We start from the raw sequence: 26,250 nt of genomic DNA, 5'->3' as shown, positions 1-26,250 counted from the left end.
CGGTCGTCGGTGACGGTGAGGTTCTTCAGCGCGGCCGTGCCGCTGTTGGTGACCGTGTAGGTGTAGGTGACGGTCTCGCCCACGTGCACCGGTCCGGCCGTGCCGGCCTTCTTGGTGATGGTCAGCGCGGTGGAGACGGGGGCGACCGGCAGGGTGACCTGCGCCGGCGGGCTCTCCACGGGCTGGTCCTGCGGGCCGAGCGCGCTCGCCAGCGCCGTGTTCTTCACCTGGCCGGCCTCGGCGTCGGCGGCGGTGACGGTGTAGGTGGCGTGGCAGGTGGTGCTCTCACCCGGGTCGAGGGTGGTGCGGTCGCAGGTGACGTTCGGCGCGTGGTCGTCGGTGACCGTGAGGCTGTGCAGCGCCCGCTCGCCGGTGTTGGTGACGGTGTAGGTGTAGCTGACGGTCTCGCCGATGTGCACCGGCCCGGCGGTGCCGGCCTGCTTGCGCAGGGAGAGCCCGAAGGTCCCGGTGATCCGGATCGTCGCCTCGGCCTCCGGTGAGGTGAGCGGGTGGCCGTCCGAGGTCCCGGTGGCGTGGGCGTGGTTGCTGACCGAGCCGAACCGGCCGTCGGCCGCGGTGATGACGTAGGTGCCGTGGCAGGTGGTGCTGTCGCCGGGGCTGCCGGCCGGGGCCAGTGTGGTGGCGGCGCAGGTGATGCCGGTGACCTTGTCGTCCGTGATGCCGACGGCGTCGACCTGGGTGCCACCCGTGTTGGTGACCACATACGTGTACGGCACGGTGTCGCCGACCGCGAACGGCCCCGGGGCGTCGACGTGCTTGGTGAGGTGGATGCCGGGCGGGGCCACGACCGGGACGTTCTCCGAGGACGGCGGGGACTCGACCGGCGTTCCGTCGGCCGTCCCGGTGGCCACGGCGGTGTTGGCGATGTGGCCGGACTGCGCGTCGGCGGCGGTCACCAGGTAGGTGGCCGTGCAGGTGACGGTCGTGTGGGGGGCGAGCGTGGACACCGGGCAGCTGACCGGTCCGACCTTGGGGTCGTTGACGCCCAGGTTGTCGATCGGCACGGTGCCGGCGTTGGTGACCACGAAGTCGTACGGCACCGGTGTGCCGACCGTGATGAGCCCGGGCAGCGGCTCGTGGACCTGCTTGACCAGGTTCAGCTCGGGCAGCGGCTGGTCCGTGCTCACCGTGACGTTGCGGATCAGGTGCACATCGGTGAACAGGCCGGTGGAGCCGGCGAAGCCGAACTTGTAGGTGGAGGGAACGGGCGTCGGGGCGGGGGTGGACAGCACCTGGTGCGGGCCGGTGCCGTCGTTGAAGTCGACGCCGACCGTCAGCACCGGGGAGGGCGCCGGCGTCAGGTGCACGTTCACCCGGCGGCGGGACGGCTCCAGCAGGGTCTGGGCCTCGTCGGGGGTCACCGCGGGCGGCAGCACCGTCAGCGGGCCCTGCAGCTGGCCCGGCAGGGTGGAGGGCCAGGGGCCGGTGGTGGTGAAGTTGCTGGTCGTCGCGGTCAGGAAGCAGTAGCCGGTGGTGCCGTCGCCGGGGCCGCGGACGGTGACCATGTTGGCGCCGGGCGCGGGGACGTGGAACCCGGTGCCGGCCGGCGAGCGTGTCGCGCAGCCGTTGCCGCGCTGTTCCCAGTCGCCGAAGTAGTTGCCGAGGACGTCCAGCCCGACGCCCAGGTAGCCGCGGTCGACGCCGGGCAGGAAGTCGAGGTTCGGGTTGTCGTCGGGCAGCTTCTGGGCGTAGCCGAGGCTGCCGCCGAAGGCCCCGGGGTGGGTGAGCGAGGTGTCGCCGTTGACCAGGAAGAAGGAGATGCCGTCGGCCGGGGTGTTGGGCGTGGTGCTGCCGTACTGCCATTGGTCGAAGGTGACGTCCAGACCGTTGCCGGCCGGCAGTGCCTGGTCGAACAGGACGGCGCCGCTCTGGTCGTTCGCGGCGTCGGTGATCCGCAGGTATCCGAGCGGCGCGCTGTTCAGCGGCGGTACCGGTCCGGTCTCGGCGCTCGGGCAGCCGCCGAGCGGGTGGTTGCCCGGGACCAGCGGGGAGGGCGCGGCGCCGGTGAGGCAGGCGGAGCCGACGGCGAGGAAGCGCGAGTCGGCGGTCGCGTTGGTGAAGGCCTCGTCGAGCAGGACGCTGCCGCCCGCCCGGACGCGTTCAGGGGCGGCAGCGGCAGCGGCAGCGGCAGCGGCAGCGGTAGCGCTAGCGGCAGTGGTGGGAGCGGGAGCCGAGGAGGCGGGAGCGGCCGGGGCGGCCGGATGCGGTGGTGCGGCGGCCCGGGCGGTGGCGCCGGTCAGGCCGGTGCCGAGGATTCCCAGTGCCGCGATGGTGGTGACGAGGCGGGCCGTTCGGGCGCGGAGCCACGGGGGACCCCCGGTTTCTCTGATCATGTCGTCACTATGTGCGACAAGCGCACAGTGTGACGGAATGAATGCTCTGAGTGCGTCCGAATGATCGCCCGGACGAAGGAGGGCGGGCCCGGAAGCAGGGGGCCCCGCCCTCCGGGGGCGGCCGGAGGGCGGGGCCTGGTGCGGTGGTGGCTACTTGACGGGGGAGTAGACCCGCTCGATCTGCTGGGTGCCGGACTTGGTGCGGTAGGAGCGCGTCCACTTGCTGGTCGCGTCCTTGCGGGTCCGGTCGGAGAGCACGTAGTAGTCCATCTGGGCCTGGGCGGGGGTGACCTCCAGTACGCCGTAGCCGTGCGAGTCCAGGTCGACCCACTTGACGTGCGGGTTGGCACCCTTGACCGCGGCGGCGGCGACCAGCGAGAGGGTCTGCGGCGCGACCTTGAGGAAGTCGTCGATGTTGTCCGAGGTGACCGAGGTGACCACGAACTCGGTGGCCGCGCTGCCCGACAGCGGGTAGGTGGCGGCCTCGTTCGGGACGTCCGAGGCCCAGGCCGAGTGGATGTCGCCGGTGAGGAAGACGGTGTTGGTGATCCCGTTCGCCTTGAGGTGGCCGAGCAGCTCGCGGCGGTCGTGGGTGTAGCCGTCCCACTGGTCGGTGTTGATCGCCAGGCCCTCGCCGGGCAGGCCGAGCAGCTTGGCCAGCGGGCGCAGCAGGTAGTCCGGCAGCGAGAAGAGCGCGACCGGGGAGATCATCACCTCGTTGCCGATCAGCCGCCAGGCGGTGTCGGAGGCGGAGAGGCCGGCCTTCAGCCAGTCCATCTGGGCGCGGCCGGTGATGGTGCGGTCGGCCGAGTCGACGTCGCCGTTGCCGACCCTGACCTGCTGGGAGCGGAACGAGCGCTGGTCCATCAGGTGCAGGTCGGCGAGCTTGCCGTAGCGCAGCCGGCGGTAGGTGGTGCCGGCGATGGACGGGCGGACCGGCATCCACTCGAAGTAGGCCTGCTTGGCGGCGGCGACCCGGGCCGCCCAGTCGCCCTCGGTGCCGGGGGTGTGGTTCTCGGCGCCGCCGGACCAGGCGTCGTTGGCGAACTCGTGGTCGTCCCAGATCGCGATGGTCGGGACCTGGGCGTGCAGCGCCTGGAGGTCCTCGTCCGTCTTGTACCGGCCGTGGCGGGTGCGGTAGTCGGCGAGGGTGAGGATCTCGTGGGCGGGCGCGTGCGGGCGGACCACGGAGCCGGCGGCGCAGAACTCGCCGGTCTTGTACTCGTAGATGTAGTCGCCGAGGAAGAGGAAGGCGTCGAGGTCGCCGCGGGCCGCCAGGTGGCGGTAGGCGGAGAAGTAGCCGGCCTCCCAGTTGGCGCAGGACGCCACGCCGAAGCGGAGCCGGTCGAGGGCGGCGTCGGTGGCCGGGGTGGTGTGGGTGCGGCCGACCGGGGAGGTGGTGGCGCCGGCGGTGAAGCGGTACCAGTAGGCGGTGTCCGGGGTGAGGCCGCGGACGTCCGCCTTGACGGTGTGGTCGGTGTCGGCGGAGGTGGTCACGGTGCCGCTCGCCGCGATCCGGGTGAAGCCCTTGTCGGCGGCGAGCTCCCAGCGGACCTCGGTGTCGGCGCCCAGGCCGGAGCCGGGGGCGGCCTCGGGGGCCGGGGTGACGCGGGTCCAGAGCAGGATCCCGTCGGGCAGCGGGTCGCCCGAGGCGACGCCGTGCAGGAACTGGGGCGCGGCGGCGGCGTGGGCCGCGGCGCCGAGGGTCAGTGGCAGGGCGGCGGCGCCCGCGACGACGGCGGTGGCCTTGAGCACCTGGCGACGGTGCGGGCGGGCGGAGGTCATGTCATTGACAAGGTCGGTCACGGCGACAGGCTACCCGTGGGTAACGATGTGTTCCATATGACGAACTGACTGTTTGTCGGTGATTCACCGGTGCGTGACGTCCCGCCATCCCGCCGGGTGGGCGCGGCCACCTGGCGGCCATGAGCGATGATGGGGAGGTTCCCCGCCCGCTGCAAGGAAGTTCCCCGACGTGGCCCAGATCCTGCTCCTGCACTCCGCGTACGGCCTGCGCCCTGCCGTCCACGCCGCCGCCGACCGCCTGCGCGACGCCGGCCACACCGTGCACGCCCCCGACCTCTACGACGGCCGGACCTTCGACGACGTCGAGGAGGGCATGGCGTACAAGGAGGAGCTGGGCAGTGACGAACTGCTGCGCCGGGCCGTGGGCGCGGCTGCCCCGCTGCTGACCTCGGGTGCCGCCCTGGTCTACGCCGGCTTCTCGCTCGGCGGCTCGCTCGCCCAGAACCTCGCCCTCGCCGACGAGAACGCGCGCGGCCTGCTCCTCCTGCACGGCACCTCCGACATCCGCGAGGACGCGACGACCGCCGTCCCCGTCCAGCTGCACGTGGCCGAGCCGGACCCGTTCGAGCCGGAGGACTGGCTGAACGCCTGGTACCTCAACATGCGCAGGGCCGGCGCCGACGTCGAGATCCACCGCTACCACGGCGCCGGCCACCTCTTCACCGACCCGGACCTCCCGGACCACGACGCCGAGGCGGCCGAGCGCACCTGGGCCGTGGCCCTGGACTTCCTCGCCGAGCTGGACGCCGCGTAGTCCTGCTCCTCCGCCCGGTCCCCGGCGCGGGAAGTCGGCCCGGCCGACCTCCCGCGCCGTCGGGGGAGGATGGGGCCGTGACGAGGATGAGTGACGGGCGGTACGCGCCGGCGGGGTCGTTGATCGGGATGGTGCAGCGGGGGCGCGGGCTGGGGGCGCGCATGGTGGCGGAGGATCCGCGCGGGGCCGCCGAGGTGGTGGCGGGGTGCGTCCGGTGGGACTGGCGGTGGGACGACGCCGATCAGCGGGCGGTGTACCTGGCGCGGCTGGTGAGGGACACGGGGATCGGGGCCGCGCCGGTGGAGCCGGTGCCCGGTGGGCGGCGGCACGAGACGCACGGGGCGGGGGAAGCGGCGGAGGGGGACGTCGAGGCACTGGTGGGGCGCCTGGAGCGGGAGTGGGTGGAGCGCCGGTGGTGCGGGCCGGTGCACACGGCGCGGGCGTTGGCCGGGTTCGGGGTGCGGGCACGCGGCGCGGCGTCGCTGCTCAGGCGGTTCTGGCTGTGGACGCCGCACTCGCACGAGCGGGTGGGGTACCTGGCGGCGCTGGCGGTCATCGAGCCGGCCGGGCTGGACGGGATCTACCTGGAGTGCCTCTGGGACTGCGAGGAGGACGCCCGCCTGCTGGGGGTGGAGCGGGCCCCGGACGGGGCGGAGGTGCGGGAACGGCTGCGGTACCTGGAGCGCGACGAGCTGGAGGGGGAGGCGGTCCGGACGGCCGCCCGGGAGAGGCTGCTGCGGTGCCGGTCCGCTCGCGGTGAGTGAGTGCGGGAGAGGGGCGGGAGCGGGCTAGAGTGGGAGCGTGAACGCGTGAGTGATGGTCCGGGCCCGGCAGCGGCTCGGACCTCATCCATTTCCGGGCACCTTCTGTGACCTGCGCGTTCGCCGGCCCACCTGCCTGCACCGAGCCTACGGAGGCCCCGCCTTGAGCGATCAGCCGTTCGCGCATCTGCACGTCCACACCGAGTACTCGATGCTGGACGGTGCCGCCCGGCTGAAGCAGATGTTCAAGGAGGTCGAACGGCTGGGACAGACCCATGTCGCGATGACCGACCACGGCAACATGTACGGTGCGGCCGAGTTCCACCGGCAGGCCACCGCCGCCGGCATCACCCCGGTGATCGGCATCGAGGCGTACGTCGCCCCGGAGGCACGCTCCAACACCAAGCGCATCCTGTGGGGCCAGCCGCACCAGAAGAAGGACGACGTCTCGGCGTCCGGCGCCTACACCCACAAGACCATCTGGGCCCGGAACAAGGAGGGCCTGCACAACCTCTTCAAGCTGACCTCGCGCTCGTACTCCGAGGGCTGGCTGGTCAAGTGGCCCCGGATGGACAAGGAGCTGATCTCCGAGCTGTCCGGCGGCCTGATGGCCACCACCGGCTGCCCCTCCGGCGAGCTGCAGACCCGGCTGCGCCTCGGCCAGTTCGACGAGGCGCTGCGGTCCGCCGCCGAGTACCAGGAGATCTTCGGCAAGGAGAACTACTTCCTGGAGCTGATGGACCACGGTCTCGACATCGAGAAGCGGGTCCGCGACGGGCTGATCGAGATCGGGAAGAAGCTCGGCATCCCGCCGGTCGTCACCAACGACTCGCACTACACCACCGAGGCCGACGCCGGCGCCCACGACCTGCTGCTCTGCGTGCAGACCGGCAAGAACCTCTCCGACCCGGACCGCTTCCGGTTCGACGGCACCGGCTACTACATCAAGTCGGCCGCCGAGATGTACGCCCTGGACCAGTCGGACGCCTGGCAGGAGGGCTGCCGCAACAGCCAGCTGCTGGTGGCCTCCCGGGTCGACACCGAGGGCATGTTCAAGTTCCGCAACCTGATGCCGCGCTTCCCGATCCCGGAGGGCTTCGAGTCCGAGGCGGACTTCTTCAAGTCCAAGGTCTGGGAGGGCATGGACTGGCGCTTCCCGGGCGGGTACGACGAGGAGCACAAGAAGCTCGCCGAGTACGAGATGGACACCATCATCCAGATGGGGTTCCCGGCGTACTTCCTCGTGGTCGCCGACTTCATCATGTGGGCGAAGAGCCAGGGCATCGCGGTGGGGCCGGGCCGTGGTTCGGCGGCCGGCTCGCTGGTCGCGTACGCCATGGGCATCACCGACCTCGACCCGATCCCGCACGGTCTGATCTTCGAGCGCTTCCTCAACCCCGAGCGCATCTCCATGCCCGATGTCGACATCGACTTCGACGAGCGCCGGCGCGGTGACGTGATCCGGTACGTGACGGAGAAGTGGGGATCCGACAAGGTCGCCATGATCGTCACGTACGGCACCATCAAGGCGAAGGCCGCCATCAAGGACTCCTCGCGCGTCCTCGGCTACCCGTACGCGATGGGCGACCGGATCACCAAGGCGATGCCGCCGGACGTCATGGGCAAGGGCATCCCGCTGTCCGGCATCACCGACAGCAGCCACCCGCGCTACAGCGAGGCCGGCGAGATCCGCGGGCTCTACGAGACCGACCCCGACGTGCGCAAGGTGATCGACACCGCGCGCGGCATCGAGGGCCTGATCCGCCAGCCCGGGGTGCACGCGGCCGGCGTCATCATGTCCGCCGAGCCGCTGACCGACCACATCCCGGTCTGGACCCGGCACACCGACGGCGTCACCATCACGCAGTTCGACTACCCCACCTGTGAGGGCCTCGGCCTTCTCAAGATGGACTTCCTCGGCCTGCGCAACCTGACGATCATGGACGACGCCGTCAAGGCGATCGAGAAGAACAAGGGCATCAAGATCAATCTTCTTGAGCTGCCCCTGGACGACAAGCCGACCTACGAACTGCTGGCGCGCGGTGACACGCTCGGCGTCTTCCAGCTCGACGGCGGCCCCATGCGCTCGCTGCTGCGCCTGATGAAGCCCGACAACTTCGAAGACATCTCGGCGGTCCTGGCGCTGTACCGGCCGGGTCCGATGGGCGTCAACTCGCACACCAACTACGCGCTGCGCAAGAACGGGCAGCAGGAGATCACCCCGATCCACCCGGAGCTGGAGAAGCCCCTGGAGGAGGTGCTCAGGCCCACCTACGGCCTGATCGTCTACCAGGAGCAGGTGCAGAAGGCCGCGCAGATCCTGGCCGGCTACTCGCTGGGCCAGGCCGACCTGCTGCGCCGCGCCATGGGCAAGAAGAAGAAGGAGATCCTGGAGGCCGAGTTCGTCCCGTTCCAGAAGGGCTGCCGGGAGCGCGGCTACTCGGACGCGGCGATCCAGGCGGTGTGGGACGTCCTGGTCCCCTTCTCCGGCTACGCGTTCAACAAAGCGCACACGGCGGGCTACGGGCTCGTCTCCTACTGGACGGCGTACCTCAAGGCCAACTACCCGGCCGAGTACATGTCCGGCCTGCTCACCTCGGTCAAGGACGACAAGGACAAGTCGGCCGTCTACCTCAACGAGTGCCGGAAGATGGGCATCAACGTCCTGCCGCCGGACGTCAACGAGTCGGACGCGGACTTCACCCCGCACGGTGACACCACCGTCCGGTTCGGCCTGACCGCCATCCGCAACGTCGGCGGCCCGGTCGTCGAGTCGATGATCCGGACCCGGAAGACCAAGGGGAAGTTCTCCTCCTTCCCGGACTTCCTGGAGAAGGTGGAGTCGGTGGTCTGCAACAAGCGGACCGTCGAATCGCTGATCAAGGCCGGTTCGTTCGACTCGCTCGGCCACACCCGCAAGGGCCTGACCGCGCAGTTCGAGCCGATGATCGACAACGTCGTCGGCATCAAGCGCAAGGAGGCCGAGGGGCAGTTCGACCTCTTCGGCGGCGATACGACCAGCGACGAGCCGAGCTTCGGCCTGGACGTGGTGTTCTCCGAGGACGAGTGGGAGAAGTCCTTCCTGCTCACCCAGGAGCGGGAGATGCTCGGCCTGTACGTCTCCTCGCACCCGTTGCACGGCATCGAGCACGTGCTCGCCGACAAGGCGGACTGCGCGGTCGCGGACCTCGCCGAACGGCCGGACGGGACGATCATCACCATCGGCGGCATCATCTCGGGCCTCCAGCGGAAGATGACCAAGCAGGGCAACGCCTGGGCGATCGCGACGGTCGAGGACCTCGCGGGCTCGATCGACTGCATGTTCTTCCCGGCCAGCTACCAGCTGGTCTCCTCGCAGCTGGTCGAGGACACGGTGGTGTTCGTGCGCGGCAAGCTGGACAAGCGCGAGGACGTGCCCCGGCTGATGGGCATGGAGCTCACCGTCCCGGACCTGTCGAACGCGCACGCCGAGGCACCGATCATCATCAACATCCCGAGCGGGAAGGTGACGCCCCCGCTGGTGGCGCGGCTCGGCGAGGTGCTGAGCAGCCACCGGGGGACGACCGAGGTGCGGGTCCGGCTGGAGGCGCGCAGCAAGACGACGGTGCTGCGGCTCGACCGGCACCGGGTGAAGTCGGATCCGGCGCTGTTCGGGGACCTGAAGCAGCTGCTCGGCCCGAGCTGCCTGGCGGGCAACGGGGCGGCGTAGGCCTTCGGGGCGCCCGTGCCCGGCCGGGCACGGGCGCCCCCCGGCTACGCGGAGTTGCGCAGCGGGGTCGGTACGGCGGTGTGCAGGGCGGAGACGAAGGCGGAGATCGCGGGGTGGGCGCCGGCGCCGGCGCGGAACGCGGTGCGGGTGCGGCGGTACATCGGCAGCCGGGTGAGGACGACCCCCGGCGGCGGCCGGTCGATGCCGAGGTGCGGGACCAGCGCCACCCCCTGACCGGCCGCCACCAGGGCGAGCACGGTGGCGAAGTCGTCGATCTGGTGGCGGATCCGGGGTGCGAAGCCCGCGCTCTCGCAGGCCCGGACGGCCATGCTGTGGCACAGGGTGCCCGGCGGGGCGAGGATCCAGGGTTCGGCGCGCTGGTCGGCGACGGTGCCGGGGACGCGGGCCGCCAGGTACATCGGCTCGGTGAAGATCGGCCGGGTCACCGCCAGCCCGGGCTCCGGGTCGGCGGGCACCAGGTCGTACTCGTGCACCAGCGCCACGTCCAGCTCGCCCGCGCGCAGCGCCGCCGCGACCTCGGCCGGGTCGACCTCGGTGACCATCGGCTCCAGCCCCGGGTGCCAGCCGGCGAGTTCGGCGAGCACGGCGGGGATGATCGCGCGGGCCGCCGACGGGTAGGTGCCGATCCGCAGCGGGCCGGCCAGGCCGTCGCGGGCGTGGGCCAGCTCGGCGTCCGCCTGCTCCAGCCGTTCGAGCACGGCCTCGGCGTGCCGGACCAGGTTGCGTCCGGCGGGGGTGAGGGTGACCCGGCGGCCGGTGCGTTCCAGCAGCGGGACGCCGGCCTCCTTCTCCAGCACGGACAGCTGCTGGGACACCGCCGAAGGGCTGAAGCTGAGCGCCTCGGCGACGGCGGCGATGGTGCCGAGGTGGGCGAGTTCGCGCAGCAGGCGCAGGCGTCGGACATCGAGCATCGGCTCAGCTTACGAGAAGCTTCGGAAACGTGAACTGGACCTGTGGGATCGGCGGGCCGCAGGATCGTGGGCATGGAACTCAAGGGCATTTTCGTCCCGCTGGTCACGCCGTTCGCGGCCGACGGCTCGGTGGCGCTGGACGCGCTGGAGAAGCTGGCCGGCTCGGTGCTGGACGACGGTGCGGCCGGGCTGGTCGCGCTCGGCACCACCGGCGAGCCGGCCGCGCTGAGCGCGGACGAGCGGCGCGCGGTCACCGAGGTCTGTGCGGCGGTCTGCGCCGAGCGCGGGGTGCCGCTGCTGGTCGGCGCGGGCGGGCCGGGCACCGCCGCGGCGGCCGAGGAGCTGGCCGGACTGGCGGCCCGGGTGCCGGGGGTGGCGGGGGCACTGGTGACCGTGCCGTCCTTCGTCCGGCCGGGCGAGGCCGGGACGGTCGCGCACTTCCGGGCGCTGGCCGAGGCCGGTTCGGTGCCGCTGGTCGTCTACCACATCCCGTACCGCACCGGGCAGGCCCTGTCGGCCGCCGCGCTGCTGGAGCTGGCCGCGCTGCCGAACGTGGCGGGCGTCAAGTACGCGACCGGCGGGGTGGACCAGGCGGCGGTGGAGCTGCTGGCCGCCGCGCCGGCCGGGTTCTCGGTGCTGGGCGGGGACGACGCCGTGCTCGCGCCGCTGCTGGCGCTCGGTGCGGACGGCGGCATCCTGGCCTCCGCGCACCTGGCGACCGCGCGCTTCGTCGAGCTGGTCGAGGCCTGGCGGGCCGGGGACGTGGCGCGCGCCCGGGCGCTGGGTCACCGGCTGACCGGACTGGCGGTGGCGGCCTTCGCCGCGCCGAACCCGGCGGTGGTCAAGGGCGTGCTGCACGCGCAGGGGCGGATCCCGACGCCGGACGTCCGGCTGCCGCTGCTGCCGGCCGGACCGGCGGAGGTCGCGCGGGCGCTGGAACTCCTCAGTGGTCTGGACCACTGAGGACCACAGGATGGAATGCCGGGCCGCCCGGTGCCGGTGACAAGGCATGATGGGCGGAGTGCGGCTGTGAGTTGCAAGATCAAGAGGAGTAGTCGGATGAAGATCGGCATTGTCGGGGCCACCGGCCAGGTCGGCGGCGTGGTCCGCGAGATCCTGGCGGAGCGCAACCTCCCGGTGGAGCAGCTGCGGCTGTTCGCCTCGGCCCGCTCGGCCGGGCGCACGCTGCCCTGGCAGGGCACCGAGGTCACCGTCGAGGACGCGGCCACGGCCGACTACACCGGCCTGGACATCGTGATCTTCTCGGCCGGTGGTGCCACCTCCAAGGCGCTCGCCCCCAAGGTCGCCGCCGCCGGTGCCGTCGTGATCGACAACTCCTCCGCCTGGCGCCGCGACCCCGAGGTCCCGCTGGTCGTCTCCGAGGTCAACCCCGAGGCGATCGCCGACCGCCCCAAGGGCATCATCGCCAACCCGAACTGCACCACCATGGCCGCCATGCCGGTGCTGCGCCCGCTGCACGACGAGGCCGGCCTCGCCGCCCTCGTCGTCTCCACCTACCAGGCCGTCTCCGGCAGCGGCGTGGCCGGCGTCGCCGAGCTGCAGGACCAGGCCGCCAAGGTCGTGGACGGCGCCGCCGCGCTCGCCCACGACGGCTCGGCCGTCGAGTTCCCCGAGCCCAAGGTCTACCAGCGGCCGATCGCCTTCAACGTGGTGCCGTTGGCCGGCTCCATCGTCGAGGACGGCTCCAACGAGACCGACGAGGAGCAGAAGCTCCGCCACGAGAGCCGCAAGATCCTCGGCATCCCCGAGCTCAAGGTCGCCGGCACCTGCGTGCGCGTCCCGGTCTTCTCCGGCCACTCGCTGCAGATCAACGCCCGCTTCGAGCGCCCGATCAGCCCCGAGCGCGCGGTCGAGCTGCTGGCCGGCGCCCCCGGCGTCGAGCTGAGCGACATCCCCACCCCGCTCCAGGCCGCCGGTCAGGACCCGAGCTACGTCGGCCGGATCCGCGTCGACGAGACGGTGGAGAACGGCCTGTCGCTGTTCGTCTCCAACGACAACCTGCGCAAGGGCGCCGCGCTCAACGCCGTCCAGCTGGCCGAGCTGGTCGCCGCCGAACTCAACGGCTGAGCCGCCGCGCACCACGTGAGGGCCCCCGTCCTGGACGGGGGCCCTCGGCGTCGGTGCCGGGAAAGCGCCGGACGGCCGGGGTTCGGCGGGCGGATCCGGGGGAAAAAGGTGACCCAACGATCGGGCGGCTGCGGGCACCCCTCACCCCATCCCGCCCGGACCCGGGCGCACCGCGCCCGTCCCGGCCTCGTCGGTCCCGGCGGGGCCCCACCCGAGGGCGAGCGGAAAGAGGTGCGCGATGGACCGCTGTGTCGTCCTGGTGGACGCCGGATACCTGCTGGGCGCCGCCGCGAGCCTGCTCGCCGGTGACCCCTCCCGTTCCAAGGTCACCGTCGACCACACCGCGCTGATCGCCGCCCTGCGCGAGCGCGCCGAGGCCGAGACCGGCCTGCCGCTGCTGCGGATCTACTGGTTCGACGCCGCGCCGGAACGCCGCCCGATGCCCGAGCACCGGCGGCTGCGCGTGCTGCCCCGGGTCACCGTGCGGCTCGGCGCGCTCACCCGGGCCGAGGGCCGCTGGGTGCAGAAGGGCGTCGACGCCGCGATGCACGCCGAACTCTCCGAACTCGCCCGCAACCGGGCCTGCGCCGACATCGTGCTGATCACCGGCGACGGCGACCTGCTGCCCGGCATGATGTCCGCCAAGGAGCACGGCGTCGTCGTCCACCTCTGGGCGCTGCAGGCCGCCGACGGCGACTTCAACCAGTCCGAGGACCTCGTCGGCGAGGCCGACGAACGTCGGGTGCTGGACCGCGAGTGGATCGAGGGCTCGTTCAGCCTGCGCGACACCTCCAGCGTCTTCCCCGGCCCCGGCGCCCGGCACGACATCGCCAAGATCCTCGCCGCGCCGCCCGCCGCGCCCCCCGCCACCCTGCCGGGCCCGCTGCCCGCGGCCCAGCTGCCCGGCCGCCCCGCCGAGGACGAGCCGGCCGCCGTGGCGGCCCCCGCCGCCAACGGGCGCCCGCAGCCGGCCGCCGCCGGACTCAAGATCGTCCCCACCCCCAAGGACCTCGCCGGACGAAGCGCCGACCGGCAGGCCGCCGCCGACCGGCAGCAGGCCGGCCCGGTGCTGCGCTGGTCCTCCGACCGCGGGTGGATCGAGCGGCCCGCCGCCGAGCCCGCCGTCACCGCCGGCGACGGCCTGCCCACCCTGGCCCAGCTCACCACCGCCGAACAGCGCTGGGCCGACCGCGAGGAGGACATCACCTCCATCGGCGGCGACGCCCACGAGGTCGGCCAGGTCTTCGCCCGCCGCTGGACCGGCCGGATGGGTGACGTCGAACGGCTCACCGTCCTGTGGCCCGGCTACCCGCGCATCCCGCACCGGGTCGACGGCGAGCTGCTGCGCTACGCCGCCCGCTTCGGGCTGCTCGCGCACAAGGACGACCAGATCGACGAGCACGACCGGTACGCGATCCGGGCGGGCTTCTGGAAGGAGCTCGCCGCCAGGGTCCCCGGCGGTGACCTGGTCGTCGACGACTGACCGGCCCGAGGCAGCCCCCGAGGGCGCCGCGGGCGGGGCCCCGTTGTCCGGTTCGCCCGTTGCACCGCGTAGAGTCTCCGGTCGTGAGTGAGACGGCCGGGCGGGCACCCCAGGAGACCTCGCCGTGCTGCGCCGTACGCGACCTGGTCCGGACGTACCGTGCCGGGCGCGGCGCCTCGGCCACCGCGATCAGGGCCAACGACGGCATCACCCTGACCGTCCGCCAGGGTGAGATCTTCGGCCTGCTCGGGCCCAACGGCGCCGGCAAGTCCACCCTGGTCCGCCAGCTCACCGGCCTGCTGCGGCCCGACTCCGGCAGCATCGAGATCCTCGGCCACGACGTGGTCCGGCACCCCGAACGGGCCGCCCGGCTGCTCGGCTACCTCGGCCAGGAGTCCAGTGCGCTCGACGAGCTGACCGTCGCCCTCGCCGCCGAGACCACCGGGCGGCTGCGCGGTCTGAGCCGGGCCGCGGCCCGCGCCGCCGCCGACGAGGTGATCGCCGAACTCGCCCTGGAACCGCTCGCCCACCGGCCGCTCGCCAAGCTCTCCGGCGGCCAGCGCCGGCTCGCCTGCTTCGCCGCCACCCTGGTCGGCGACCGGCCGCTGCTGGTCCTCGACGAGCCCACCACCGGCATGGACCCGGTTGCCCGGCGGGCCGTCTGGTCGGCGGTCGAACGCCGCCGGGCCGAGCGCTCCGCCACCGTGCTGCTGGTCACCCACAACGTGATCGAGGCGGAGACCGTGCTGGACCGGGTCGCCGTGGTCGACGACGGCCGGGTGATCGCCTGCGACACCCCCGGCGGCCTCAAGGCGCTGGTCGACGGCGACGTCCGGCTCGACCTGGTCTGGCGCGACGAGGCGCCGCTGGGCGTCCCCGCGGTGGCGGCGCTCGCCGAACGGGCCGAGCGCACCGGCCGCCGCTGGACCGTCCGCACCACCCCCGAGCAGGCCCGCGAACTGGTCGCCGCCGTCACCACCGGCCCGGCCTTCGCCGCCCTGGACGACTTCACCCTGGCCACCCCGAGCCTTGAGGACGCCTACCTCAAGCTGGGCGGCCGCCACGGAGGACTGGCCAAGTGACGCTGCTCTCGGCACCGGCGCGCACCACCCCGGACACGGCCGGCGGGCCCGCCCCGCTCGCGCCCGCCGCCCGGATGCTGCCCGCCCTCGCGGCCGTCTACCGGGCGCAGCTCGCGCGGGCCCGGGTGGCGCGGATCCCGCTGCTGTTCGTGGCCACCTTCCAGTCGCTCGGCATCCTGGTGATGATGCGGGGCGTCGTCGACTCCGGGCAGACCTCGGCCGCCCGGTACGTGGTGTCCGGCTCCAGCGTGCTGGTGGTCGCCTTCGTGGCGCTCAACCTGCTCGCCCAGTACTTCGGCCGGCTGCGGGCCAGCGGCGGGCTGGACCACTACGCGACGCTGCCGGTGCCGGCCGCCTCGGTGGTGCTCGGCGCGGCTGCCGCCTTCGCCTCGTTCACCCTGCCCGGGACGCTCGTCACGGCGGGGGTCGGCGCGGTGATGTTCGGGCTGCCGCTCGGGCAGCTGTGGGTGCTGCTCGCGGTGGTGCCGCTGGCCGGGGCGGCGCTCTCCGGGCTCGGGGCGGCCTGCGGGCTGCTCGCGCCCAAGCAGGAGATCGCCACCATGCTCGGGCAGCTCGGCATGTCGGCGGCGCTGCTGCTCGGCGTGCTGCCGGTGGACAACCTGCCGCAGCCGGTGCTCTGGCTGCGCGACCTGTTGCCGTCCACCTACGCGGTGGAGGCCTTCGCCCGGACGTTCCGGCCGTCGCCGGACTGGGCGGCGGTGGCCGGGGACCTCGCGGTGTGCGCGGGGGTGGGCGTGGTCTCGCTGGCCGTGGCCACGTGGGCGTACCGGCGGGCGACCCGGCGGTAGCCGGCCGGCGCCCGGCCGGGGTCCGGTCGTCCGGTCGGTGGGTGGCCGGGTCGCGGGGGCGTCGACCGTGAAACGATGGGGGGTGTGACCGTACCGAACACACCTCCGGATCCCGCGCGCGCCGACGGCTCCGATGCCGTGGCGGACGCCGTGCCCGCGGACGCCGTGCCCGCTCCGTACGCCGCGCCCGATCCGCAGGCCGCGCGCGATCCGTACGCGCTGCCGCCGGGGCTGGACCTGGTGGCCGGCAAGCCGCAGCCGGCGGAGCCGCTCGCCCAGCGACTGCTGCCCGAGCTGAGGATCGGGGCGGCCACGGTGCTGGCCTGTCTGGTGCTGGGGGTCGTGATGGGCGTGCTGTGGGCCTGGCTGGCGCCCAAGGTGCCGCTGGTCGTGGACGGCAACAAGATCCTCTACGCCGACCCGGAGGGCGAGCAGCGGGCCGGGGCCGACAGCGTGTTCGTGCTGATCGGGCTGGGGATGGGGATCCTGACGGCGCTGGGCGCGTTCCTGGTCAGCCGGAAGCGCGGTGGCGGGATCTCGGTGGCGGTCGGGCTGGCGGTCGGTGGGCTGCTGGCGTCGGTCGGGGCGTGGGGGCTCGGGCGGTGGCTCGGGCCGGGCCGCGACCTGGTCGCGGAGGCGCGGCGGGTCGGGAACGGCGGGCACTTCCAGGCGGACATCGACCTCGGGGCGTACGGGGCGGTGCTGGCGTGGCCGATGGCGGCGATGGTGCTGCTGCTGGCGCTGTCGGCGGCGTTCGGGAAGCGCGAGGAGGACCCGCCGCCGTACTGGGTGCCGGGGCCTGCGGCCGTGGACGCGGGGGTTCCGTCGGCGGAGGAGCGGCGGGAGGGCTGAGGCGTGCCCCCGGCGGCCTCGGGTCAGTGGGCGATGGGGGCGGTGCGGGCGTCGGTGAGGGCGACGAGGTGGGTGGGGGAGAGCTCGACCTCCAGGCCGCGGCGGCCGGCGGAGACGTACACGGTGGGGTGGGTGAGCGCGCTGGCGTCGACGACGGTGCGCAGCGGGCGGCGCTGGCCGAGCGGGGAGATGCCGCCGAGGACGTAGCCGCTGCTGCGTTCGGCGGCGGCCGGGTCGGCCATCGCGGCGCGCTTGCCGCCGACCGCCGCGGCCAGCGCCTTGAGGTCGAGCCGGCCGGCGACCGGGACGACGCCGACGGTGAGGACACCGTCGACGTCGGCGACCAGGGTCTTGAAGACCCGCTCGGCCGGCACGCCGAGCGCCCCGGCGGCCTCGCCGCCGTAGGAGGCGGCGGCCGGGTCGTGCTTGTAGGAGTGCACGGTGAACGGCACGGCGGCGGCCTCCAGGGCGACCGTCGCGGGTGTGCCCTGGCCGCCCTTCTTCGGCTTCTTGGCCACGGGGGCTCCTCAATCGGTGGGGGGCAATCGGTGGGCCCGGTCAGTTGGGGCTGAAGGACTGGCGGGTGAGGTTGACGGCGGGCAGCGAGGGCAGCCAGCTGAGCACCGCCGTCTCGCGGCGCAGCAGTTCGAGCTCGGTGCGCAGTCGCTGGGCGTTGTCGGGGCAGGCGAGCAGCTGCTGCTTGAGCGGGACCTCCAGCACGGCGGCCGCGGCGACCAGGTAGGACAGCACCTGCGGGTCGTCGGGCAGTTCCTGGCGGCCGACGGTGCTGGCCTCGCGGGCCCCGGCGAGCCGGCGCTGGTAGGTGCGGAAGATCCGTTCGACCTCGGCGGCCAGCGCGCCGGAGCCCTCGCCGGCGCGTTCCTCGATGGGTTCGAGCTCGCCGACGAGGTACGGGCCGCCGACGTCGACGGACCGGAGCCAGAACCGGGTGGTCCCGGTGACCAGCAGCTCGTACCGGCCGTCCGGCTGCGGCTGGACGGAGGTGACGTCGGCGACGCAGCCGATGTGGTGGAGCGCCTCCAAGGGGTCGCCGGTGGCGGTGCCGAGGCCGTCCAGCGGGCCGGCCGGGCCGTCCTCGGGGCGGACCGGGGCGACCTCGCGGCCGTCCTTGATGGCGAGCACGCCGAAACGGCGCGGCTGTTCCTCGGGTTGTTCCAGCAGGTCGGCGACCAGACGGCGGTAGCGCTCCTCGAAGACGTTCAGGGGCATCACCAGGCCCGGGTAGAGCACGGTGTTCAGCGGGAAGAGCGGAAGCCGTTCTGTCACGGCGGACAGCGTAGTTCCCCGGACCCGCCGGGCCGTCACGGCCCTGGCGGCGGGCCCTCGCCGGCTCACCCGCGCTGGAGCATCCGGCTGGCGCCGGCGGCGACCGTGGTGGCGAGCACCCAGCCGACCACGACCAGGCCGGAGGAGACCCACTGGGCGGTGCCGCCGGGGTTCCAGCCGGCCTGGCCGAGGTCGACGACCGGCAGCAGCTGGCCGAGCGCGTACAGCACCGGGTTCCAGTGCGGGCGTTCGTCGGCCTTGAGCGGCTGGAGCGCGTGGGTGGCGAAGTAGAGGCTGCCGAGCGCCCAGGCGAGCAGCAGCCAGAGCGCGGCGCGGCCGGGGCGGAAGCCGTAGCCGACGGTGACGTCCTGGACCCGGCCCCAGATCCGGGCCGGCAGCGGCAGGGTCTGCCGGCGGCGGCGCTGCTTGGCGTAGAGCACCTCGCGGGCGTCGTCGTCGGCGCCGTCGCGGCGCAGCGCGGCGGCGAGCTGCTCGTAGGACTCGGGCTGGAACTCCACGGAGGAACGTTCCAGCCAGCCGATGCGCTGCCGGACGGGGAACGGCACGGCCGGGCGCAGGCACTCGTAGGTGAACCCGGTGAGCCCGACCGATCCCTCCTGCGGCCAGGAGCCGGGGGCGTCGACCAGGTTGCCGATCCGGGCCCGGGACAGCGAGACGGCGCCGCCGTCCGGGAAGCGGCAGGTGAAGCGCAGTTCCGGGGTCTGGATCCGGCGCAGGGTCACCTCGTCGCCGTCGACCAGGTGGAACTCGGCGTCGGAGAGCAGGCAGGCGTTCTCGAAGCGGCCGTCGGAGAGCCGGACCTGGCCGAAGGCGCGGAACGGGGTGCTCGGCGCGTCCGGCGGCGGGACCTCGCCGTACCCGGAGCCGTAGTAGGTCTGGGACCCGTACCAGCCGCCGTCGGCCGAGCCGCTCAGGTACAGGGTGTGGCCGACGGTGAGCCGCACCGCGTTGAGGGCGTTGCGGTTGCCCGGTACGGCGCGCAGCTGGGCGCCGCGCAGCGAGAGCCGGCCGCCGATCCGGGCGGTGCGCAGGCTGACCTCGCCGTGGGTCTCCAGCCGGTCGGCCTCGCAGTCCTGGCTGACCGCGATGCCGTCGGCGGACAGCGCCCGGCCGAACCGGTCGCCGCCCAGGGTGGCCTGGTTGATCAGCAGGTCGGTGCCGATCCGGGCGTCGGTGAGCCGTACGCCCTGGCGGATCCGGCAGCGGGCCAGGTGCAGGTCCCCGGAGGTCGCCAGCCGGGAGGCCTCCAGCCGGGGGATGAGGCAGTTGATGAAGCGCAGGGTGCCGGCCTCGGCCTCGGAGATCAGGATCTTCTGGTCGAAGCGGCAGTCGTGCAGCTCGACGTAGTGGCCGATGGTGCCGCCGGCCAGGTCGAGCGGACCGGTGACCAGGACGCCGGTCAGCTTGAGCGAGGCGACCCGGCCGGGGACCGCGGCAGGCCCGTCCAGCAGCAGCCGGGCGAGCACCCGGGCGCGGACCGTCCGCTCCGGGCCCCAGACGGCCTCGCCGAACGGGTCGTCCTCGGCGGCCTCGCCGCTGCGCAGGTCGTGGATCCGGCCGAGCCGGAACGCCTGCCAGAGTGCCTGTTCGGCGGCCGTCCAGTCGTCCGGTGCCCGATCCGTCACGGTTGCCCCCCGATTCCCCCGGCCTCCCCCGGCCGTCTCGCTCTTCGTATCACGGACTGAAATGCGGGACCGGCGGTTCCGGCCACTCCTTACACTGGGTGGCGTGATCTCTCGAATCGATCTGCGCGGCTCGCTCGACGACCCGCGCCACCTGCTGCCCCGTGCCGACTTCGACGTCGCGGCCGCCCTGGAGAAGGTGCGTCCGATCGCCGAGGACGTGCATCATCGCGGAGTCGCGGCGCTGATCGAGATCACCGAACGCTTCGACGGCGTGCGGCTGGAGTCCACCCGGGTCCCGGCCGAGCAGATCTCGCAGGCGCTGGAGGAGCTGGACCCGAAGGTGCGCGCCGCGCTGGAGGAGTCGATCCGCCGCGCCCGCATCGTGCACGCGGACCAGCGCCGCGAGGGGCACACCACCCAGGTGGTGCCGGGCGGCACGGTGACCCAGCGCTGGGTGCCGGTGGACCGGGTCGGGCTGTACGTGCCCGGCGGGCTGGCCGTCTACCCGTCCTCCGTTGTGATGAACGTGGTGCCGGCCCAGGAGGCGGGCGTGCGCGGCATCGCGGTGACCTCGCCGCCGCAGAAGGCCTTCGGCGGCCGGGTGCACCCGGCCATCCTGGCGGCCTGCGCGCTGCTCGGCGTCACCGAGGTGTACGCGGTCGGCGGTGCCCAGGCGGTCGCCATGTTCGCGCTGGGCACCGAGGAGTGCGAGCCGGTGAACGTGGTCACCGGCCCCGGCAACATCTACGTGGCCGCCGCGAAGCGCTACTTCGCCGGGCGGATCGGCATCGACTCCGAGGCCGGCCCGACCGAGATCGCCGTCCTCGCCGACGACAGCGCCGACCCGGTGGACGTCGCCGCCGACCTGATCAGCCAGGCCGAGCACGGCCCGACCTCGGGCTCGGTGCTGGTCACCGACTCGGTGGCGCTCGCCGAGGCGGTCGAGGCCGAGCTGAAGACCCAGGTCGCCCGCACCCGGCACAGCGAGCGGGTGGCCGAGGCGCTGGGCGGCCGGCAGTCCGGCATCATCCTGGTCGACGACCTGGAGCAGGGCCTGGCCGTGGTCAACGCCTACGCGGCCGAGCACCTGGAGATCCAGACCCGCGACCCGCACGCGGTCGCGGCGAAGGTGCGCAACGCCGGCGCGATCTTCCTCGGCCGGTTCACCCCGGTCTCGCTGGGCGACTACGCGGCCGGCTCCAACCACGTGCTGCCCACCGGCGGCTGCGCCTGCCACTCCTCGGGCCTGTCCGTGCAGACCTTCCTGCGCGGCGTGCAGGTCGTCGAGTACGACCGCGAGGCGCTGGCCGGCGTCGCCGAGCACGTCGTCAACCTGGCGAACGCCGAGGACCTGCCCGGTCACGGCGACGCGATCAAGGCCCGATTCGAGTGGACGGTTCCCGGCACGTGACCACGATCGACGACCTTCCCGTCCGGGACGAGCTGCGCGGCCAGTCGCCCTACGGCGCCCCGCAGCTCGACGTCCCGGTCCAGCTGAACACCAACGAGAACCCGTACCCGCTCCCCGAGGAGCTGGTCGCCCGGATCGCCGAGCGGGTCGCCGAGGCCGCCCGGAACCTCAACCGCTACCCCGACCGCGACGCGGTCGAGCTGCGCGAGGGCCTGGCGGCGTACCTCACCCGCACCACCGGCCACGCCGTCGCCCGGGAGAACGTCTGGGCCGCCAACGGCTCCAACGAGGTGCTCCAGCAGCTGCTGCAGACCTTCGGCGGCCCCGGCCGCACCGCGCTCGGCTTCGAGCCCTCGTACTCGATGCACGCGCTGATCTCCCGGGGCACCGGCACCGGCTGGATCTCCGGCCCGCGCAACGCAGACTTCACCATCGACCTGGACGCCGCCGTCGCGGCGATCGCCGAGCACCGCCCGCACGTGGTGTTCGTCTGCTCGCCGAACAACCCGACCGGCACCGCCGTCGACGCCGACACCGTGCTGCGGCTGTACGAGGCCGCGCAGGCCGCCCGGCCCAGCCTGGTGGTGGTCGACGAGGCGTACGTCGAGTTCTCGCACCGCGACTCGCTGCTGCCGCTGATCGAGGGCCGCCCCAACCTGGTGGTCTCCCGCACCATGTCCAAGGCCTTCGGCGCGGCCGGGCTGCGCCTGGGCTACCTGGCCGCCGACCCGGCGGTGGTGGACGCGGTGCAGCTGGTCCGGCTGCCGTACCACCTGTCGGCCGTCACCCAGGCCACCGCGCTGGCCTGCCTGGAGCACACCGACACCCTGCTCGGCTACGTCGGCCGGCTCAAGGCCGAGCGCGACCGGCTGGTCGAGGCGCTGCGCGGGCTCGGTCTGGAGGTGACCGACTCGGACGCCAACTTCGTCCAGTTCGGCCGCTTCGCCGACACCCACGCCGTCTGGCGGGCCATCCTCGACCACGGCGTCCTGGTCCGTGACAACGGCGTCCCCGGATGGCTGCGCGTCACCGCCGGCACCCCCGCTGAGAACGACGCCTTCCTGGACGCCGTCCGACTTGTGATCAAGGAGCTGTAACCCCGAATGACCCGCATCGGACGCGTCGAGCGCACCACCAAGGAGACCTCCGTCCTGGTCGAGATAGACCTGGACGGCACCGGCAAGACCGACATCTCCACGGGCGTCGGCTTCTACGACCACATGCTCGACCAGCTCGGGCGCCACGGCCTCTTCGACCTCACCGTGAAGACCGACGGCGACCTGCACATCGACACCCACCACACCATCGAGGACACCGCCCTCGCGCTGGGCGCCGCCTTCCGGCAGGCGCTCGGCGACAAGGTCGGCATCTACCGGTTCGGCAACTGCACCGTGCCGCTGGACGAGTCGCTCGCCCAGGTGACCGTCGACCTCTCCGGCCGCCCCTACCTGGTGCACACCGAGCCGGAGAAGATGGCGCCGATGATCGGCACCTACGACACCACCATGACCCGGCACATCCTGGAGTCCTTCGTGGCCCAGGCCCAGATCGCCCTGCACGTCCACGTGCCGTACGGTCGCAACGCGCACCACATCGTGGAGTGCCAGTTCAAGGCGCTGGCCCGGGCCCTGCGCTACGCCGCCGAGCGCGACCCGCGCGCGGCCGGCATCCTCCCGTCGACCAAGGGTGCGCTGTGAGCAACTCCGCGATGATCCTCATCTTCGTCGGGCTCTTCCTGGCCGGCGGCGTCATCTCGTTCTGGAAGCAGAAGCACTCCAAGGGCGTCATCCTCGTGCTCGCCCTGGGCTCGCTGATGTGCCTGGGCTCGGGCCTCATGCGCCTGTAACCGTCGAGCGAACGAAAGACTGGACACCTGAACATGGGCAAGAACGTCGTGGTGCTCGACTACGGCTCGGGCAACCTCCGCTCGGCGCAGCGCGCCCTGGAGCGGACCGGGGCGAACGTCACCGTCACCTCCGACTACCAGGCCGCGATGGACGCCGACGGCCTGCTGGTGCCCGGCGTCGGCGCCTTCGAGGCCTGCATGCGCGGGCTGAGGTCGGTCCGCGGGGACTGGATCATCGGGCGCCGGCTGGCCGGCGGCCGGCCGGTCATGGGCATCTGCGTGGGCATGCAGATCCTCTTCGAGAAGGGCGTCGAGCACGGCGTGGAGAGCGCCGGCTGCGACGAGTGGCCGGGCACCGTGGAGCCGCTGGAGGCGCCGGTCGTGCCGCACATGGGCTGGAACACCGTGGACGCCCCCGAGGGCAGCCGGATGTTCGCCGGCCTGGACGCGGACACCCGCTTCTACTTCGTCCACTCCTACGGGGTGCGCAGCTGGGAGCTGGAGGCGCACAGCGCGCGGATCAACCCGCCGCTGGTCACCTGGGCCACCCACGGGCAGCCGTTCGTCGCGGCCGTCGAGAACGGCCCGCTGTGGGCCACCCAGTTCCACCCCGAGAAGTCCGGCGACGCCGGCGCCGCGCTGCTGACCAACTGGGTCAGCACCCTCTGAACCCTTCGACGACGGAAGAGTTGTAACACCATGAGTCGCCTCGAACTGCTGCCCGCCGTCGACGTCCGGGACGGCCAGGCCGTCCGCCTGGTCAAGGGCGCCTCCGGCACCGAGACCTCCTTCGGCGAGCCGCTCGCCGCCGCCCTCGCCTGGCAGGACGCCGGCGCCGAGTGGCTGCACCTGGTCGACCTCGACGCCGCCTTCGGCACCGGCTCCAACCGGGACCTGGTGCGCGAGATCACCGGCAGCCTGGACATCAAGGTCGAGCTGTCCGGCGGCATCCGCGACGACGCCTCGCTGGCCGCCGCCCTGGCCACCGGCTGCACCCGGGTCAACCTCGGCACCGCCGCCCTGGAGAGCCCCGAGTGGGTCGCCAAGGTCATCGCCGAGCACGGTGACAGGATCGCCGTCGGCCTGGACGTGGTCGGCACCACCCTGCGCGGCCGCGGCTGGACCAGCGACGGCGGCCAGCTGTTCGACGTGCTGGCCCGCCTGGACGCCGAGGGCTGCGCCCGCTACGTGGTCACCGACGTCAACCGGGACGGCACCCTGACCGGCCCCAACCTGCAGCTGCTGCGCGACGTGTGCGCCGCCACCGACAAGCCGGTGGTCGCCTCCGGCGGCGTCTCCTCGCTGGACGACCTGCGGGCCATCGCCGGCCTGGTCGGCGAGGGAGTCGAGGGCGCCATCGTGGGCAAGGCACTCTACGAGCAGAAGTTCACCCTCGGAGAGGCGTTGGAGGCGGTTTCGGGATGACGGAACGTCGGATCGTGCGCGGCCGGCTCGGCGGCTTCTCCGTCTGGGAGGAGACCCTCGGCGCGTCGCAGGCGGTCGCCGCCGGGGACCATGTGCACGTCGCCGGCGCCCGGCCGCTGGTGGACGGCGTGCTGCACGGTGAGGGCGACCCCTACGAGCAGGCCCGGACCGCCTTCGGCAACGCGCTGGAGGCCCTGGCCGCGTACGGTCTGACGGCGGACGACGTGGTCCGCACCCGGGTGTACCTCACCCACGCCCGCGACATCGACGCGGCGGGCCGCGCCCACCAGGAGCTCTTCGGCGCGGTGCGCCCGGCGGCCGCCGTCGTGGTGGTGCAGAGCCTGGTCGACTCGCGGATGCTCGCCGAGGTCGAACTCGACGCCCACCGCGCCGGACTCGCCGCAACCCTGGAAGCTCTGGAAGGCAATCAGCCGTGACCCTCGCAGTACGTGTCATCCCCTGCCTGGACGTCGACGCCGGCCGCGTGGTCAAGGGCGTCAACTTCCAGAACCTCCGCGACGCCGGGGACCCGGTCGAGATGGCCAAGCTCTACGACGCCGAGGGCGCCGACGAGCTGACCTTCCTCGACATCACGGCCTCCTCCGGCGACCGTGAGACCACCTACGACGTGGTCCGCCGCACCGCCGAGCAGGTCTTCATCCCGCTCACCGTCGGCGGCGGCATCCGCGCCGTCGAGGACGTCGACAAGCTGCTGCGGGCCGGCGCCGACAAGATCGGCGTCAACACCGCCGCCATCGCCCGCCCCGATCTGGTCCGGGAGATCGCCCAGCGGTTCGGCCGCCAGGTGCTGGTGCTCTCGGTCGACGCCCGGCGCTGCCCCGAGGGCACCGAGACCGCCTCGGGCTTCGAGGTCACCACGCACGGCGGCCGCCAGGGCACCGGGCTGGACGCCGTCGAGTGGGCCGGGCGCGCCGCCGAGCTGGGCGCGGGCGAGATCCTGCTCAACTCGATGGACGCCGACGGCACCAAGGACGGCTACGACCTGGAGCTGATCCGGGCCGTGCGCAAGACCGTGTCGGTGCCGGTGATCGCCTCCGGCGGGGCCGGGAAGCTCGCCGACTTCGCCCCGGCGGTGGAGGCGGGCGCGGACGCGGTGCTGGCCGCCAGCGTCTTCCACTTCGGCGACCTGCGGATCGGCGAGGTCAAGAACGCGCTGCGGGAGGCCGGGCACCCGGTCCGCTGAGGTCCGGGCCGACGTCCGGGCCGAGGCCCGCGCCGAGGCCCGCGCCGACGCCCGCCCGTCCGTCGGCCAGCTCCAGCAGGCCGGGCAGCGACAGGACGACGGTGCTGCGCCGGCCCAGCCGGATCAGGCCGCGGTCGGCCAGCTCGTGCAGGGCGTGGTGGACCCGGCGCTCGCCGGCGCCGGTCAGGGCGGCCAGCTCCGCCTGGGTCAGCCGGGGGCGGACGGTGATGCCGACGCCGCGCGGGCCGACGGTGCCGTAGCGCCGGGCCAGGTCGGCGAGATGGCGGGCGAGCCGGTGCAGCACCGGCTCGGAGGCGAGGCCGACCAGCCGGCGGGTGGTGGTCCGGCCGCGGTGCACCAGGCAGCGGCTCAGCGCGAGGCCGGCCGGGGCGTGGCCGCCGAGCCAGTGCAGCCAGTCGGGCTGGGAGATCCGGCGCGCGGTGACCGGTCCGGCTGCGGTCACGGTCGCCGAGCGGGGCTGCCCGTCGAGGGCGGCGGCCTCGCCGACCACGTCGCCGAACGCCCGGACGTCCAGCAGGGCGGTCGCGCCCGCGGTGTCCTCGACGGTGGCCTTGGCGAAGCCGGTGAGCAGCAGCAGGACGAAGCCGCCGAGGTCCCGGTCCAGGATCAGGGTCTCGCCGTGGCCGTGCGCGCGCCGGGTGCCCAGCCGCAGGACGGCCCGCTCGGCGGCGAGCGCGGCGGGGGAGCCGTCACGGCGCAGCTCGGCCAGCAGGGTGCCCTCGGGCCAGCCCCCGTCCGGTTGCGTTCGCTGCACGGCCGCACCCCCTGCGCTGCTCGCCC

General features: G+C 73.4%; 24 protein-coding genes. 17 read left to right on the top strand and 7 right to left on the bottom strand.

Annotated elements, in window-relative coordinates; translation table 11 throughout:
- The coding region (locus ACFVUH_RS04690) for a hypothetical protein (RefSeq protein ID WP_387911177.1) at positions 1–2,354 on the bottom strand (2,354 nt) is incomplete at its 3' end.
- 150 nt (positions 2,355–2,504) lie between these two features.
- Complete coding sequence (locus ACFVUH_RS04685) at positions 2,505–4,139, bottom strand: alkaline phosphatase D family protein (RefSeq protein WP_387911337.1); 1,635 nt, start codon at positions 4,137–4,139, stop codon at positions 2,505–2,507.
- 190 nt (positions 4,140–4,329) lie between these two features.
- On the opposite strand from ACFVUH_RS04685, the gene ACFVUH_RS04680 reads away from it, so the two are divergent.
- From ACFVUH_RS04680 to dnaE, 3 genes are all read left to right on the top strand, one after another.
- A complete protein-coding gene (locus ACFVUH_RS04680) occupies positions 4,330–4,914 on the top strand; it encodes a dienelactone hydrolase family protein (RefSeq protein WP_355361672.1) in 585 nt (194 codons plus the stop codon).
- Between the two features lie 77 nt (positions 4,915–4,991).
- The gene (locus tag ACFVUH_RS04675; RefSeq protein WP_387911174.1) at positions 4,992–5,678 is read left to right on the top strand and encodes a hypothetical protein; all 687 of its coding nucleotides are present in this window, start codon (positions 4,992–4,994) and stop codon (positions 5,676–5,678) included.
- 160 nt (positions 5,679–5,838) lie between these two features.
- Positions 5,839–9,384, top strand: coding sequence for a DNA polymerase III subunit alpha (gene dnaE / locus ACFVUH_RS04670; protein ID WP_387911173.1), 3,546 nt, complete (start codon positions 5,839–5,841; stop codon positions 9,382–9,384).
- Between the two features lie 44 nt (positions 9,385–9,428).
- Here dnaE and ACFVUH_RS04665 read toward each other — a convergent pair whose 3' ends face one another.
- Positions 9,429–10,316 (bottom strand): LysR family transcriptional regulator, encoded by an 888-nt coding sequence (locus ACFVUH_RS04665; protein ID WP_387911171.1) that lies wholly within the window; start codon positions 10,314–10,316, stop codon positions 9,429–9,431.
- Between the two features lie 72 nt (positions 10,317–10,388).
- Here ACFVUH_RS04665 and ACFVUH_RS04660 point away from each other — a divergent pair, with 72 nt between their 5' ends.
- The 6 genes from ACFVUH_RS04660 (at position 10,389) to ACFVUH_RS04635 (ending at position 16,630) form a co-directional block, all read left to right on the top strand.
- Complete coding sequence (locus ACFVUH_RS04660) at positions 10,389–11,279, top strand: dihydrodipicolinate synthase family protein (RefSeq protein WP_387911169.1); 891 nt, start codon at positions 10,389–10,391, stop codon at positions 11,277–11,279.
- A 96-nt stretch (positions 11,280–11,375) separates the two neighbouring features.
- Entirely contained in the window at positions 11,376–12,404 is a 1,029-nt protein-coding gene (locus ACFVUH_RS04655) for an aspartate-semialdehyde dehydrogenase (protein WP_387911168.1), read from the top strand.
- A 238-nt stretch (positions 12,405–12,642) separates the two neighbouring features.
- Entirely contained in the window at positions 12,643–13,887 is a 1,245-nt protein-coding gene (locus tag ACFVUH_RS04650; RefSeq protein ID WP_355361660.1) for an NYN domain-containing protein, read from the top strand.
- A gap of 83 nt (positions 13,888–13,970) precedes the next feature.
- Positions 13,971–14,969: an ABC transporter ATP-binding protein gene (locus tag ACFVUH_RS04645; protein WP_355361658.1), complete on the top strand. Its 999-nt coding sequence runs from the start codon at positions 13,971–13,973 to the stop codon at positions 14,967–14,969.
- Entirely contained in the window at positions 14,966–15,778 is an 813-nt protein-coding gene (locus ACFVUH_RS04640; protein WP_355361656.1) for an ABC transporter permease, read from the top strand. The genes ACFVUH_RS04645 and ACFVUH_RS04640 overlap by 4 nt, the downstream gene beginning before the upstream one ends.
- Before the next feature lie 84 nt (positions 15,779–15,862).
- Positions 15,863–16,630 (top strand): hypothetical protein, encoded by a 768-nt coding sequence (locus tag ACFVUH_RS04635; RefSeq protein WP_387911166.1) that lies wholly within the window; start codon positions 15,863–15,865, stop codon positions 16,628–16,630.
- A 23-nt stretch (positions 16,631–16,653) separates the two neighbouring features.
- Here the strand turns inward: ACFVUH_RS04635 and ybaK are convergent, their stop codons facing one another.
- The 3 genes from ybaK to ACFVUH_RS04620 all read right to left on the bottom strand — a co-directional run bounded on the left by ybaK (position 16,654) and on the right by ACFVUH_RS04620 (position 19,563).
- Positions 16,654–17,148, bottom strand: a complete 495-nt coding sequence (gene ybaK / locus ACFVUH_RS04630; RefSeq protein ID WP_387911165.1) for a Cys-tRNA(Pro) deacylase — start codon at positions 17,146–17,148, stop codon at positions 16,654–16,656.
- 40 nt (positions 17,149–17,188) lie between these two features.
- Positions 17,189–17,917, bottom strand: coding sequence for an LON peptidase substrate-binding domain-containing protein (locus tag ACFVUH_RS04625; RefSeq protein ID WP_355361650.1), 729 nt, complete (start codon positions 17,915–17,917; stop codon positions 17,189–17,191).
- A gap of 65 nt (positions 17,918–17,982) precedes the next feature.
- The gene (locus ACFVUH_RS04620) at positions 17,983–19,563 is read right to left on the bottom strand and encodes an oxidoreductase (RefSeq protein ID WP_355361648.1); all 1,581 of its coding nucleotides are present in this window, start codon (positions 19,561–19,563) and stop codon (positions 17,983–17,985) included.
- Between the two features lie 103 nt (positions 19,564–19,666).
- On the opposite strand from ACFVUH_RS04620, the gene hisD reads away from it, so the two are divergent.
- From hisD to hisF, 8 genes are read left to right on the top strand one after another with little or no spacing between them, the layout of a single operon-like run.
- Positions 19,667–20,974, top strand: coding sequence for a histidinol dehydrogenase (gene hisD, locus ACFVUH_RS04615; protein WP_387911163.1), 1,308 nt, complete (start codon positions 19,667–19,669; stop codon positions 20,972–20,974).
- Entirely contained in the window at positions 20,971–22,071 is a 1,101-nt protein-coding gene (locus tag ACFVUH_RS04610; protein ID WP_387911161.1) for a histidinol-phosphate transaminase, read from the top strand. The genes hisD and ACFVUH_RS04610 overlap by 4 nt, the downstream gene beginning before the upstream one ends.
- Before the next feature lie 6 nt (positions 22,072–22,077).
- Positions 22,078–22,671, top strand: coding sequence for an imidazoleglycerol-phosphate dehydratase HisB (hisB, locus tag ACFVUH_RS04605; RefSeq protein WP_355361642.1), 594 nt, complete (start codon positions 22,078–22,080; stop codon positions 22,669–22,671).
- A complete protein-coding gene (locus ACFVUH_RS04600) occupies positions 22,668–22,820 on the top strand; it encodes a hypothetical protein (RefSeq protein WP_344325680.1) in 153 nt (50 codons plus the stop codon). Before hisB ends, ACFVUH_RS04600 begins: the two co-directional genes overlap by 4 nt.
- A gap of 33 nt (positions 22,821–22,853) precedes the next feature.
- Positions 22,854–23,489: an imidazole glycerol phosphate synthase subunit HisH gene (hisH, locus tag ACFVUH_RS04595; RefSeq protein ID WP_355361639.1), complete on the top strand. Its 636-nt coding sequence runs from the start codon at positions 22,854–22,856 to the stop codon at positions 23,487–23,489.
- A 30-nt stretch (positions 23,490–23,519) separates the two neighbouring features.
- Positions 23,520–24,245: a bifunctional 1-(5-phosphoribosyl)-5-((5-phosphoribosylamino)methylideneamino)imidazole-4-carboxamide isomerase/phosphoribosylanthranilate isomerase PriA gene (gene priA / locus ACFVUH_RS04590; protein WP_355361637.1), complete on the top strand. Its 726-nt coding sequence runs from the start codon at positions 23,520–23,522 to the stop codon at positions 24,243–24,245.
- Complete coding sequence (locus tag ACFVUH_RS04585; RefSeq protein WP_387911159.1) at positions 24,242–24,682, top strand: Rid family hydrolase; 441 nt, start codon at positions 24,242–24,244, stop codon at positions 24,680–24,682. Before priA ends, ACFVUH_RS04585 begins: the two co-directional genes overlap by 4 nt.
- The gene (hisF, locus tag ACFVUH_RS04580) at positions 24,679–25,449 is read left to right on the top strand and encodes an imidazole glycerol phosphate synthase subunit HisF (RefSeq protein ID WP_387911156.1); all 771 of its coding nucleotides are present in this window, start codon (positions 24,679–24,681) and stop codon (positions 25,447–25,449) included. Before ACFVUH_RS04585 ends, hisF begins: the two co-directional genes overlap by 4 nt.
- Here the strand turns inward: hisF and ACFVUH_RS04575 are convergent.
- A complete protein-coding gene (locus tag ACFVUH_RS04575) occupies positions 25,409–26,224 on the bottom strand; it encodes a Crp/Fnr family transcriptional regulator (protein WP_387911154.1) in 816 nt (271 codons plus the stop codon). The genes hisF and ACFVUH_RS04575 overlap by 41 nt on opposite strands.
- Between the last annotated feature and the right edge of the window lie 26 nt (positions 26,225–26,250).

It is taken from the genome of Kitasatospora sp. NPDC058032 (assembly GCF_042885845.1).
Classification (GTDB): Bacteria; Actinomycetota; Actinomycetes; order Streptomycetales; family Streptomycetaceae; genus Kitasatospora.
Note: the sequence above shows the minus strand (reverse complement) of the source record. Positions and strands in the feature narration are given on the sequence as shown.

Bases quoted from the DNA above. Each gene is read 5' to 3' on its own strand.
- hisB (WP_355361642.1), top strand. From the start codon at position 22,078: ATGACCCGCATCGGACGCGTCGAGCGCACCACCAAGGAGACCTCCGTC.
- ACFVUH_RS04585 (WP_387911159.1), top strand. From the start codon at position 24,242: ATGACGGAACGTCGGATCGTGCGCGGCCGGCTCGGCGGCTTCTCCGTC.
- priA (WP_355361637.1), top strand. From the start codon at position 23,520: ATGAGTCGCCTCGAACTGCTGCCCGCCGTCGACGTCCGGGACGGCCAG.
- ACFVUH_RS04685 (WP_387911337.1), bottom strand. From the start codon at position 4,139: ATGACCTCCGCCCGCCCGCACCGTCGCCAGGTGCTCAAGGCCACCGCC.
- ACFVUH_RS04650 (WP_355361660.1), top strand. From the start codon at position 12,643: ATGGACCGCTGTGTCGTCCTGGTGGACGCCGGATACCTGCTGGGCGCC.
- ACFVUH_RS04665 (WP_387911171.1), bottom strand. From the start codon at position 10,316: ATGCTCGATGTCCGACGCCTGCGCCTGCTGCGCGAACTCGCCCACCTC.
- hisH (WP_355361639.1), top strand. From the start codon at position 22,854: ATGGGCAAGAACGTCGTGGTGCTCGACTACGGCTCGGGCAACCTCCGC.
- ACFVUH_RS04655 (WP_387911168.1), top strand. From the start codon at position 11,376: ATGAAGATCGGCATTGTCGGGGCCACCGGCCAGGTCGGCGGCGTGGTC.
- ACFVUH_RS04660 (WP_387911169.1), top strand. From the start codon at position 10,389: ATGGAACTCAAGGGCATTTTCGTCCCGCTGGTCACGCCGTTCGCGGCC.